The following is a 12,174-nucleotide window of genomic DNA, read 5'->3' on the forward strand; positions in this document are numbered from 1 at the left end:
GACAGCGTCAACTCCGCCTACTAAGAGTCGTCAAGCAGACACACAAGGGCGGCGGCACCCACGACGGGTGCCGCCGCTTTGCGCTGCAGGGCTGCGACCAATGGCATGATCGAGGGATGTCTGAACACATCATCGCCGCCTGTGACGGGGCCTCGAAGGGCAACCCCGGACCCGCGGCCTGGGCCTGGGTCGTCGCCGACGCGGCGGGCGCTCCCCAGCGATGGGAGGCCGGCCCCCTGGGCAGGGCGACCAACAACGTCGCGGAGCTGACGGCTCTGGAACGGTTGCTGGAGGCCACCGACCCGGCCGTGCCCCTCCAGGTGCGCATGGACTCGCAGTACGCGATGAACGCCGTGACCAAGTGGCTCCCGGGGTGGAAGCGGAAGGGCTGGAAGACCGCGTCCGGCTCACCGGTCGCCAACCGCGAGCTCGTCGTCCGCATCGACGCCCTGCTGACCGGCCGCACGGTCGACTTCGTCCACGTGCCGGCACACCAGGTGAACGGCGATCCACTGAACGCCATCGCGGACCAGGCCGCCAGTGACGCCGCGGTGGCCCAGGAGCCCGCGGGCACGTCCCACGGGCACGCCGCACTGCCGGTACCGGCCCAGCCCGCGCCGTCGGAGGCCCGGCGCTCCTCCGGCGCACCGGCCAAGCGGACGGCGCCGAAGGCGAAGGCGGGCCGTCCCGGGGGGACGATCAAGGCGAAGTTCGCGGGCCGGTGCCCCTGTGGGCAGTCGTATGCGGTCGGGGAGTCGATCTCCAAGGGGCCCAAGGGCTGGGGTCATCCGCTCTGCGCGGCCGCCTGACCGTTCGGCCGGGGGCGAACAGGGGATCGACGGTCCGGTGCGGTGGGTAGCTTCGGCGCGTGGACGATCACTCTTCCGTCGAGCAGGCTTCCGTCGAGGCCGGGGGCATCCGCCTGGCCTACCGCGTCTCCGGCCCGCCGGGCGCTCCGCCGCTCGTCCTCCTGCACGCCCTGGGGGAGGGGGCGGCGGACTGGGGCGGCGTGGCGCCCGCCTTCGCGCGCGACCGGCGCGTGTACGCGCTCGATCTGCGCGGCCACGGCCGCAGCGACTGGCCCGGTGCCTACTCGCTGCCGCTGATGCGGGACGACGTCCTCGGCTTCCTGGACGCTCTCGGGCTGGAGCGCGTGGACGTGGTCGCCCACTCGATGGGCGGGCTCGTGGCCTGCCTCCTCGCGGCGAAGTGCCCGGCGCGGGTGCGGCGGCTGGTCCTGGAGGACGTCGCCGCTCCCCTGCCCCGTGAACGGAGCGTCCCCGTCAGACCGGAGGGGGAGCTCGCCTTCGACTGGGACATGGCGCTCGCCGTCCGGCGCCGGATCGACGAGCCCGATCCGCGCTGGCTCGCGGACCTCGGCAGGATCTCCGCGCGCACCCTCGTCCTGGGCGGCGGCCCGCGAAGTCACCTTCCGCAGGAGCGCGTTGCGGAGCTGGCCCGTCGCATACCGGATGCGCGGTGCGTGACGATACCGGTGGGGCACCTGATACATGCCGCGGCACCGGAGCAATTCACCGCGCCGGTCCGGGAGTTCCTGGGGGACCCGGTCCCGTCAGCCCTCGCCGCGCCGCTGGAGCAGCAGACTCCCCAGCGCGGTGCGCCGGTGCAGCACGGACCGTCCTGCGCGGACGGTCGTGACGAGGCCCGCGCCGCGGAGCGCGGCCGCGTGGGCTGAGCAGGTGGCGTTGCTGACCCCCAGTCGCCGGGCGAGCCCGCTGGTGGTGTGCTCCTCCGCCAGCAGGCGCAGCATCGCGAAGCGGGTCCGTCCCAGCACGCCTGCCAGTGCCTCGTCCGTTCCGCCGGTCCCGTCCGGCGTGAGCGGCAGGCCGGGACCGGCCGGGTAGGTCACGGCGGGCGGCCGGCCGGGCGGGTCGGCGACGAGAGGCCGGCCGGTCCAGTGGAACGTGGGCAGGAGCAGCAGCCCACGGCCGTCCGGTCTGACGTCCTGCTCGGTCGGCCCCTCCAACTCCCAGACGCCGCCGCGCAGTCGGGAGCCGGGGACGAGCGCGGCGAGTGCGGTGCCGATGCCGTGCTCGGCGACGGTCAGCGCATGGCGCGCGAACTCGCCCTGGTGCAGGTCCTGTACGAGGCACCACACGGGGCGCATCACGGTCTCGAACGCCGCGTGCTGGGCGCGGAGCAGGGGCTGCCACGCATCGGCGTCGCCCCGGTGCAGATCGCGGATCCAAGCCGGGGCGGGCGCCGCGTGCCCGGCGCGGACGCGCTCGAGTTCGGAGCGCACGAGGTCAGGGTCCGTGGTCCGGACGGTGTGCAGGCCCTCCTCCAGGCTGTCGTCGAACACGTCGAGGAAGCAGGGAGCCTGCGCCCCGGGCACCAGGTCGGCCAGCGGCAGGGCGGAGGCGGGCAGGGAGCGCAGCAACCGCCGCCGCCAGCGGCCGAAGAGCAGCTCGTCGTGGGGGCGGACGAGCATCATCAGGGCCGTGTTGAGCTCCTGCAGCGGGGCCGGGCGCGGCGCGAACCGGATCCGCGCGAAGTCGGCGGCCGTGAGGTGGATCCGGATCACTGCTCTCCCCGGTGCGCGGCGCCAGCATTTCGGTCAGGGCCTCAACGATCGCCCCTGCTCCCCGCCCCGGACCAGGATGCAGGTCACACCGAAGGACCGGCACAAGGGAGAAGGCATATGGCGCACGGACAAGCAGGCGGCATCGACCGGCGGACGGTCGCCAAATCGGCCGTGGCGGCAGCCGCGTTGCTGCTCGCGGGCGGCGGGGGAGGCGGCATCGCGCAGGCCCGCACCGCGGACGGCATCACCCTGCGGCTGCCCGCGCCGACGGGCCCGCACCGGATCGGGGTCACGACGCTGTATCTCGTCGACCGATCGCGACGCGACCCGTGGGACGAGAGGATTCCGGTCCGGGAAGTGATGGCCACCGTCTTCTACCCCGCTCGCACCGCGGTCGGCGACCGCCCGGCCGCACCGCAGATGACCGCGGGCGCCGCGGAGGTGTTCCGCCAGATCGACGTCCTCATCCACCACTTGCCGCCGACGGGCGTGAACTGGGCGGCCACCAGGACCCATGCCCAGCCCGGCGCGCCCGCGCAGCCCGTCCGCCGGCCGGTGCTGCTGTACAGCCCCGGCGGCGGCGACCCGCGCACCCTGGGCACCTCGGTGGCCGAGGAACTGGCGAGCCACGGACATGTCGTGGTGACCGTCGACCACCCCGGAGACGCGAGCGAGGTCGAGTTCCCCGGCCGGACGCCGTACCGGAGGAAGAGGATCCGCGAGACGGTGTTCCGTGGGGATCCCCGCACGGACCCGCAGCTCTTCCGCACCGCGATCGGCACCCGCATCGCGGACATCCGGTTCGTCCTGGACCGGCTCGAATCCCTTGCGGCAGGCCGGAATCCGGACGCGCTGGGACGTGCACTGCCCACGGACCTCGGCCGCGCGCTGGACCTCCGGCGCACGGGCGTCTACGGCCACTCGGCGGGCGGTACGGCCGTGGCGGAGGCGATGTACGAGGACCGCCGCCTCGGCGCGGCCGTGAACCTGGAGGGCTACCTGGACCAGCCGCCCCGGCACCCCGGCGAACCGGGGGACCTGTTCCCGGTCGCCCGGCACGGTACGGACCGCCCGCTGCTCCTGCTGGGCACCGAAGGCTTCGCCCACCGGCGGGAGTTGGACCCCTCCTGGTCGGCGGCACTCACCCACTCGCGAGGCCGGGCCCGGCGGGCGCAGCTCGACGGAGCCGCACACTGGGTGTTCACCGACTACGCCGCCATGGCCCCTCAACTGCAGACAGCGGGCCTCATGACCGCGGGGGCCCGCCGCGACCTGGTCGGGGCGCTCGACCCGTCCGTGTCCGTACCGGCGGTGCGCGATGCGGTCCGCTTGTTCTTCGCCCGGCATCTCCGGGCGTAAGGGGCTTTGGTCAAGGGATTCCCAAAAATGACATAAGCTGTCGTTGGGTATTTACAAGATCCTTATTGGGACAAGTAGGTGTACTGCGTGAAGTTGACCCGCCTTTCGGCTGCCGTTGCCGCCGCCGCGATGGCGCCGGCCGTTCTGTTCGCTTCCCCGGCATCCGCCGCCGACGGTGCACAGCCGCCGGCCAACTCGGCTCCGGACAAGTCGTCGGAGACCAAGCCGCAGGCCGAGGACGGCGAGGCCGCGAAGTCGGCGGCGAAGCAGGACGAGGACAACAGGTTCGCGATTCTGCGGATGCTCAACGGCCAGCCCATCGGACGCGGTCTCGAACGGGAGGCGAACAAGGCGCTCAACGGCACCCCTGAGGACTGGCGCCACTTCCTCGAAGTCGGCCAGTACCAAGCGCGTCTGGAGGACGACCGGGTCCGGGTCGCTCAGATCATGAGCCGGGGCGGTCCTGCCGTGCAGGATGCCGGCAGCAAGGCTCTCGACGACGGAGGCGCCGAGGCCATCAAGGAGTTCCTGGAGAAGGGCCAGTACGCGGCGCAGCGGATCGATGACGAACTCCGTGCCACCCAGATCATGAGCGCCGGCGGCCCGGCGGTGAAGGAAGCCGCGGAGAAGGCGCTGCGCGGCACCTACGAGGACGTCAAGCGCTTCCTGGAGACGGGCCAGTACGAGGCCCGCAAGAAGGACGAGGCGGCCGAGGAGGCTGCCAAGAAGAAGCCTGCCGAGGACAAGAAGGACGCCGAGCGGCCGTCCAACGGCGACGGGCACCGGAAGGACGACGCCGGCCGCGACGTCGCCAAGCCGGCCCAGGACAGCGGCAAGTCCTCCGTCAAGGCCGCCTCCGTCAAGGACACCCCGGCCGCCGCCTCCGCCAAGGGCGGCGAGATGGCGTCCACCGGTGCGGACGCCTCCGTCCCGTGGGCCCTCGGCGGCGGAGCCGCCGCCGTCATCGCGGGTGCCGGCATGGTCGTCGTCGCACGCCGCCGCCGCGCCGCCGAGCAGGGCTGAACACCCGGGCGGGGCCGGACCGCTGTGCACCAGCGGCCCGGCCCCGCCTCTAGAGAAGAGGTCTGCCTCGAACCCGTGGCGCGAGCCGCCCAGGCCGTGGGCGACGCCTGGGTCAAAAGCCGTTCTCCGGACGTGGTCGCGGCGCGATCCGTCCTCGTTCCGGTGGCTTCTCCGAACCGAACCCGACACCGCCACCACCTTCCCTCGCTGACGTGATCACGCCAGAATCTCCCTCCTCGGCCCGGCCGCAAACCCGCGGCCGCCCCAGGGAGGGAGAGGCATGACGCCTCATCGGAACCGACGGCACCGACGGAGATACGCGGCCTGCGTGGTCCTGAGCGCAGCTTTCGCGCTGATCGGGACGCAGTCCCACGCGGCAACCGACCCCCAGCACCGGCCCAGGCCCTGGCCCGCGCGGCATCAGGCCGATGTCGGCCGGCAGCACAGTCACCTCGTCCGTTCCGGTCACCGGATGGCCGCGCTGGGCCCGGGGGCGAAATCCCCCGGAGGGGACGGCGGTTCCGACGAGGCCGAGAACTCGGCCGAGGCTTCCGCCCAGTTCACCGAGGCGCGCACCGCGCCCGGTGTGGTGGCGCCCGGTGCGTACGGGGCCGCCTGGCGGCAGTTGCAGGACATGCCCCGTACCGACGGCGGCTGGTCGCACGTCACGCGGCGGCCCTACGACTCCGACGATCCCCGTTATCGCGACATCAACTCCAACTCCAGCGGCGGCGCCGGCTACGTCACCGGCCGGATCACGGGCATCGCCGCCGACGACCGGGGCTATGTCTACGCGGGCGGCGCCAACGGCGGCGTCTTCCGGTCCCGTACGGGCGGCGGCCACTGGCAGCCCATCGCCGACAGTCTGCCCTCCCTCTCCACGGGCACGCTCGCCCTCGACCACTCGGGGCGCCTCTGGTACGCCACCGGTGAGTCCAACACCGGCGCGACCTCCTTCGTCGGCACCGGCGTCTACGTCCTCGGCGACCCCCGGAACGGCACCTTCCGGCCCGGCGACCGGGTCGGCGGGCCGGAGCTGGAGAGCACCGTCATCCATGCCCTGCGCTTCGCCGGCGGCACCGTCTGGGCGGCCACCAGCCGCGGTGTGTGGTCGCACTCCACCACGGATCTCTCCGGGCCGTGGACGCTGGAGTTCGCCCCCAACCCCGCCTATCTGCCGGGCGGTTCGCTCGCCGCCGACCCCGCCGCCCCGTACAAGAACATCGCCAACGACGTCGCCGTCGACCCCAAGGACCCGTCCAAGGTCGTCCTCGCGGTCGGCTGGCGCGGCGGCGACACCTACAACGGCCTCTACGGCAAGCAGAACGGGACCTGGCAGCGGCTGTCCTCCCTCGGCGACCTGCCCTCCGGCAACGCCGACGTCGGCAACGTGACCTTCGCGGCCGCCGCCGACGGCTCCCGGCTGTACGCCGTCGACCAGTCCCCGGCGCAGACGAGCAGCAATCCGGACAGCGGCCTGAAGGGCGTCTACGTCTCCAAGTCCGGCTCGCCCGCCGGGCCCTGGACCCTGATCGCCGACTACCCGAAGCTCAAGGCGTCCGGCTCGGCCCTGCAGAGCGCCGGATACATGCCGGGGATCCAGTCCTGGTACAACCAGTTCCTCCAGGTCGACCCGGCCGACCCCGACCACGTCTACCTCGGCCTGGAAGAGGTCTACGAGACGAAGAACGGCGGCACGAGCTGGATCACCCCCGGCCCGTACTGGAACTTCACCTTCCCCTGCTGGAGCGTCGACCCCGCCAAGCGCACCGGCGACTGCTTCCCCACCACCCACTCCGACCAGCACGCCGTGGCCGTCGGCAGCTACCGCGGAAAGACCTGGGTGTACGTGGGCAACGACGGCGGCATCTACCGCCGCCCGCTCAAGGGCGCAGTCGACTCCGGCGGCCACGCGAAGGACTGGCAGTCGCTGGCCGACGGCACGATCGACACCCTCCAGTACTACTCGGTCGGCATCGGCAGGGACCGCACCTACGGCGGCGTCTCGGTCACCGGCGGCCTGCAGGACAACGGCCAGTCGATGCTGCGCGGCCGCGACAGGGTCATGGGCTCCAACTTCGGCGGCGACGGCGCCGACACCATCACCGACCCCGCCAACGGCTGCAACATCGCCCAGGAATACGTGTACCTCGACATGTGGGTCACCCAGGACTGCGGCGTGAACAACGGTGCCTGGAGCACCGACCCCGCCAAGGCCACCGAGTACGAAGTGGCGCCGCCGGACAAGGATCTCGGCGGCGCCGGGGCCCGCTTCATCGCACCGATCGCCGCCGACGCCGAGAACACCGGCACCTGGATCGCGGGCGGGCGGCATGTGTGGGTGCAGACCAAGGGCTTCGCGATCCGCAGCGGCGCGGAGTGGAAGAACGTCTTCGACCTGGGCGACGGCCACGTGGCCACCGCCGTCGCCGCCTCGGGCGGCCAGGTTTACGTCGCCTGGTGCGGCCCGTGCAACAACCAGGGCTTCACCCGCGGCATCGCCGTCGGCAACGCCGACGGCACCGGCTGGCACCAGCTCGCCCTGCCGGTGAACGGCACGGTCCCGAACCGTTACCTCTCCGCCTTCGAGACCGACCCCGCCGACCCGCAGCACGTGTTCCTGGCCGTCAACGGGTTCTCCCGCGCCTGGACCGAGGGCCCCGGCGCCGGCGTCGGCCACGTCTTCGAGTCGTGGAACGGCGGCGCCGGCTGGACCGACATCTCGGCGAACCTGCCGGACGTCCCGGCCGACTCGGTCCGGCTGCTGCCCGACGGCGGGCTGGCCCTCGGCACCGACCTCGCCGTCTTCCAGCGCGCGCCCGGCGCCGGGCAGTGGAAGGTGCTGGGCCACGGCCTGCCGACCACGGCCGCGCTGCAGGTGCGGCTCGGCCCGGACGGGCAGCTCTACGCGGCCACGCACGGGCGGGGCATCTGGTCGTTCGACGTGCGGCGCCCGGAGGGGCGCCGGGACTGAGACCGACGGCCTCGTCCCCCGGTCGTCAGACCGGCGGGATGAGGCTCCGCTCGACGAGTTCGGCGTGCACCTGGTCCAGGTGGGAGACCTCGCCCGCGGCCGGGTTGACGCCGACCGACGTGGGGACGACGACACCGGCGAGCGGGTCGTCGTCCCGCGGCCGACTCAGCGTCAGCACGTCCCCGAAGCCGGGTGCCGCCTTGTCTCGTGCGGTCAGCGGCGGCAGGTTCCAGCGCTGCTGGACCGTCTTCAGCAGCGAGGTGTGGTCCAGCGGCACACTGCCGTCCGGCACCCGGAAGACCGTGCCGGGCGCGATGAGCGGGGACACCAGCACCGTCGGCACGCGCACCCCGAACCGGGTGAAGTCGAAACCGAACTCGCCCACCGCGTCGTCGGGCGGCGTCGCCCCCGTGGGCGGCGGCACGTGGTCGTAGCAGCCGCCGTGCTCATCGTAGGTGACCACCAGCAGCGTCTTCGCCCACCCCGGGCCGCTGCGCAGCGCCTGGTAGACGTCGTGGATCAGCTGCTCGCCCAACGCCACGTCGTAGTTGGGGTGTTGGCTGTTCCCGGTGGAGGCCCAGGCGGGCTCCAGGAAGGCGAAACCGGGCAGCGTGCCGTTGGCGGCGGCGTTCTTGAAGTCGATGAACTGGCCGAAGTGCCGCGCGTCGACGTTCGCCATGTCGGGGAAGTTGCCCCGGGTGAGCGGCTGGGCGTGGTAGCCGTAGATCGCCCAGTCGATCTTGTGGGAGTCCAGCAGGCCGAAGATGCTGGGGCAGGTGAAGGTGTGGGTGTGGTCGTCCATGTGGCCCTGGCTGGTGCCGGCACAGGCGAAGGCCCGGTTGGGCAGCGTCTCCGTGGGCACCGAGCTGTACCAGTGGTCGCACACCGCGAAGCCGCGGGCCAGCCCGGACAGCACCGGCAGCCCCTCCGGGGTGAAGCAGCCCATGATGTCGTCCGCGGTGGTGCCCGCGTAGACGGGCTGCTTCTGCTGGATGCGCTGCTGGATGGCCGCGGCGAAGTCGGCGACGAAGCCGTCGTTCGTGGGGACGGGGGCCGGCGTGGCGGGCGTCCGGGTGCCGAACAGCTGGTTGTTGGTGGGGGCGTAGCCCTCGCCCGGGTTGGCGCCCGGCATGAAGTACGCGCCCGGTTTCGTCGTGTCGATCCGGAAGACGGAGACCTTGCCGCCGTTCCCGTCCGGATTGGACTCCGTACCCGTCAGCCCCTCGAACGGCTGGCCGGACGGGGAGCGGTTGCCCTGGTCCGTATAGAGGAAACCCAGCATGTGGTCGAAAGACCGGTTCTCCAGCATGAGGACCACGAAGTGATCGATCTGGTCCAGAAGGTTCGCGTTCGACGGCATCTCTCGCCTCCGGCAGCCGCGGGCGGACGGGAATGCGGGGCGGACTCCCGTCCCACGGAAGGACAGGGTGCCACGCGCGCCGCGGCAGCGGTGCCGGGCGTGCCGGGGGAGTCGCACGCCGCACCCATCGGCGGCACACGGTCATGCGCCGCCGGGCGCTACCGCCGGTCCGTTGCCAGCAGGCCGAACAGCATGTCGTCCGTCCACTCGCCCTTGAGCCAGGTGGCCTGGCGGCGGGTCCCCTCCTGTACGAAGCCCAGCCGCTGCAGCAGCCGCGCCGAGCGGTGGTTGCGCGCGTCGCACTCGGCGGCGACCCGGTGCAGGCCCCGCCGCCCGAACAGGTCGGCCAGCACCGCACCCACCGCCTCGGTCGCGTAGCCGCGCCCCTGCCGCTCCGCGGCGAGGGTGAAGCCGATCTCCGCCTGCATCAGGTTCTCGTGCAGGAAGACGCCGACGTCCCCCACGAGGCAGCCCTCCGCGGCGAGTTCGACCGCGTACTGGAACCAGCCCGGACGGTCCGGCGACCCCTCGGCGAACCTGCGCACCGCCCGCAGCGCGGCGTCGTACGGCACGGGCGCCGGCCAGCTCTGATAACGGGCGACCAGCGGATCGGACCGGTACGCGGCGAGCGCCGCCGCGTCCTCGGTGCGGAAGCGGCGCAGGACGAGGCGGGGCGTCTTCAGCATCATCGGGCGATCGTCGCAGGCGCCCCGCCCGCGATCCCCAGCAGCATCCCGACGCCGGGGAGTGGATGCCCACGAGGCAGCGGGACATCCCCGGGGGTCGCGTCACCCGTTCGGGCGAGTTTGCACCATTTCAAGTCCCTTGATGCATAAGGCAGTTGATAGCAGGTTATGGATGTCCATGTTCCGCGGACCGGCCGCTCCAGGGGGAAGGCTGAGAACCATGGGCATGGACGGAAGCGGCAGGAGCCGCAGCGACCGGTCGGTCGCCGTGGTGGGCGCCTCGTGCCGGCTGCCGGGAGGCATCGACGATCTCGACGCACTCTGGCAGGCGCTGCGCGAGGGCCGGGATCTCGTCACGGAAGTGCCGGCCGACCGCTTCGACGTGCTGCGGTTCGTGGACCCCTCGATGCCGCGCCCGGGCAAGAGCTACACGGGAGCGGGCGGATTCCTCACCGACATCAGGGGATTCGACGCGGACTACTTCGGCATCGCGCCCAAGGAAGCCGTGCAGATGGACCCGCAGCAGCGGATCCTGCTGGAGCTGGCGGCCGAGGCCTGCGACGATGCGGGCATCTCCCCGCAGGAACTGGCCGGTTCGGACACGGCCGTCTTCGTCGGCATCGCGGACCACTCCTACGGCGCGCTGCAGATGCTGATGACGGAGAGCGTCAACGCCTACACCATGTCCGGGGCCGCCTCGTCGATCGCCGCGAACCGCGTCTCCCACTTCCTGGACCTGCGCGGCCCGAGCCTCGCCGTGGACACCGCGTGCTCCTCCTCGCTGGTCGCCCTCGTCCAGGCCTGCCGGACCCTGCTGGCCGGGGAGAGCCGCGCGGCCCTGGTGGGCGGCGTCAACCTGCTGCTGAGCCCCTACCACTATGTGGGCTTCTGCCAGGCCTCCATGCTCTCGCCGACCGGCCGGTGCCGGTCGTTCTCGGCCGGTGCCGACGGGTACGTGCGCGCCGAGGGCGGCGGCATGGTCCTGCTGAAGAGGCTGGCCGATGCGGTCGCCGACGGCGACCGCATCCGCGCCGTGATCGTGGACGGCGCCTCCAACAGCGACGGCCGCACCGCCGGTCTCGCCCTGCCCCGGAAGGAGAGCCAGGAGAGCCTGCTGCGGCAGGTGTACGACCGGGCGGGCATCGATCCGGACGACATCGCGTACCTGGAGGCGCACGGCACCGGAACCCCGGTCGGCGACCCCGTCGAGTGCGAGGCCATCGGCCGCGCCCTCGGCATCCGCCGCACGCGCGAGCCCCTGCCCATCGGCTCGGTCAAGTCCAACCTCGGGCACCTGGAGCCCGCTTCGGGGATCGCCGGCCTGCTGAAGGCCCTGCTCGTGCTGCAGCACGGGACGATCCCGCCGACCCTCCACGCCACACCGCCCAACCCCCACGTGGACTTCGCCGCCCTCCGGCTGGCCCCGGCAGTGGAATGCCGGGCGACGGCCGTCGGCGAGCAGGCCGTGGTCGGCGTCAACTCCTTCGGCTTCGGCGGGACCAACGCCCATGTGATCCTCGCCGCGCCGCCGCCCGCCCCCGCCGTGGCCGCGCCGGACGGCACCCGACCGTTCGTGATCTCGGCAGCCTCCCGGCAGGCTCTCATCGAGACCGCCCGCCGCACGGCCGGCCGCCTGAAAGCCGCCGGCCCCGGGGAGTTCTACGACCTCGCCTGGACCGCCTGCCGGCGCCGCGGCCGGCGCGCCCACGCCGCGGCCGTGCTCGCGGCGGACCCTGCCGACGCCGCAGCGCAACTGTCCCGGCTCGCCGACACGTTGGCGCCGCCCGCGGCCGAGGGCGAACACCAGGAGAGGAAGGGGGAGAGGGGTGAGGACACCGGCACCGCCGACAGCCCGGCCGTCGCCGACCACGTCGCCCACGGCCGTATCGTCTTCGCCTTCTCCGGCAACGGAGCGCAATGGGCCGGCATGGGAGCCGACCTCCTGGCCTCCGACCCGGTGTTCGCCGAGGCCGTCGAATCCGCCGACAAGGCCCTGTTCCCGCACACCTGTTGGTCGGTCGCCTCGGCCCTCGCGGACCCGGATCTCGCCTCCCGCCTCTCCGACACCGCCGTCGCCCAGCCGCTGCTGTTCGCCGTGCAGGTGGCCGTCGTCGAGGTGCTGCGGCAGCGGGGCGTCCGGCCGGCCGCCGTCGTGGGCCACAGCGTGGGCGAGGTGGCCGCCGCGTACACAGCCGGTGCGCTGACGCTGGAGCAGGCCGCACGTGTG

General features: G+C 72.7%; 8 protein-coding genes and 1 pseudogene. 6 read left to right on the plus strand and 3 right to left on the minus strand.

Going from position 1 to position 12,174, the window contains the following annotated elements; all coding sequences use genetic code 11:
• Positions 1-116 precede the first annotated feature (116 nt).
• A complete protein-coding gene (locus HG542_RS32500) occupies positions 117-809 on the plus strand; it encodes a ribonuclease H family protein (protein ID WP_171087896.1) in 693 nt (230 codons plus the stop codon).
• A gap of 59 nt (positions 810-868) precedes the next feature.
• A pseudogene (locus HG542_RS35580) lies at positions 869-1,522 on the plus strand (alpha/beta fold hydrolase); the annotation flags it as partial.
• A gap of 51 nt (positions 1,523-1,573) precedes the next feature.
• Here the strand turns inward: HG542_RS35580 and HG542_RS32505 are convergent.
• The gene (locus HG542_RS32505; protein WP_171087898.1) at positions 1,574-2,545 is read right to left on the minus strand and encodes an ArsR/SmtB family transcription factor; all 972 of its coding nucleotides are present in this window, start codon (positions 2,543-2,545) and stop codon (positions 1,574-1,576) included.
• Between the two features lie 117 nt (positions 2,546-2,662).
• Between HG542_RS32505 and HG542_RS32510 the strand changes: the two genes are divergently transcribed.
• The 3 genes from HG542_RS32510 (at position 2,663) to HG542_RS32520 (ending at position 7,901) form a co-directional block, all read left to right on the plus strand.
• On the plus strand, positions 2,663-3,904 hold the full coding sequence (locus tag HG542_RS32510) for an alpha/beta hydrolase (RefSeq protein ID WP_171087900.1): 1,242 nt from the start codon (positions 2,663-2,665) through the stop codon (positions 3,902-3,904).
• An 87-nt stretch (positions 3,905-3,991) separates the two neighbouring features.
• On the plus strand, positions 3,992-4,927 hold the full coding sequence (locus tag HG542_RS32515; RefSeq protein ID WP_171087902.1) for an ALF repeat-containing protein: 936 nt from the start codon (positions 3,992-3,994) through the stop codon (positions 4,925-4,927).
• Positions 4,928-5,207: 280 nt separating this feature from the next.
• Positions 5,208-7,901 carry a ligand-binding sensor domain-containing protein gene (locus HG542_RS32520; protein WP_171087903.1) on the plus strand — a complete coding sequence of 898 codons (2,694 nt, stop codon included), beginning with the start codon at positions 5,208-5,210 and terminating at the stop codon, positions 7,899-7,901.
• Between the two features lie 25 nt (positions 7,902-7,926).
• On the opposite strand, the gene HG542_RS32525 is transcribed toward HG542_RS32520, so the two are convergent.
• Both HG542_RS32525 and HG542_RS32530 read right to left on the minus strand, forming a co-directional pair.
• A complete protein-coding gene (locus HG542_RS32525) occupies positions 7,927-9,261 on the minus strand; it encodes an alkaline phosphatase family protein (RefSeq protein WP_171087905.1) in 1,335 nt (444 codons plus the stop codon).
• Positions 9,262-9,419: 158 nt separating this feature from the next.
• Positions 9,420-9,950, minus strand: coding sequence for a GNAT family N-acetyltransferase (locus tag HG542_RS32530; RefSeq protein ID WP_171087907.1), 531 nt, complete (start codon positions 9,948-9,950; stop codon positions 9,420-9,422).
• 223 nt (positions 9,951-10,173) lie between these two features.
• Here HG542_RS32530 and HG542_RS32535 point away from each other — a divergent pair.
• Positions 10,174-12,174 (plus strand): type I polyketide synthase (locus tag HG542_RS32535; RefSeq protein ID WP_438816710.1); only part of this gene is annotated, 2,001 nt, incomplete at its 3' end.

Origin of the sequence: Streptomyces morookaense, from assembly GCF_013030945.1 — a bacterium.
Taxonomy (GTDB): Bacteria; Actinomycetota; Actinomycetes; order Streptomycetales; family Streptomycetaceae; genus Streptomyces; species Streptomyces morookaensis.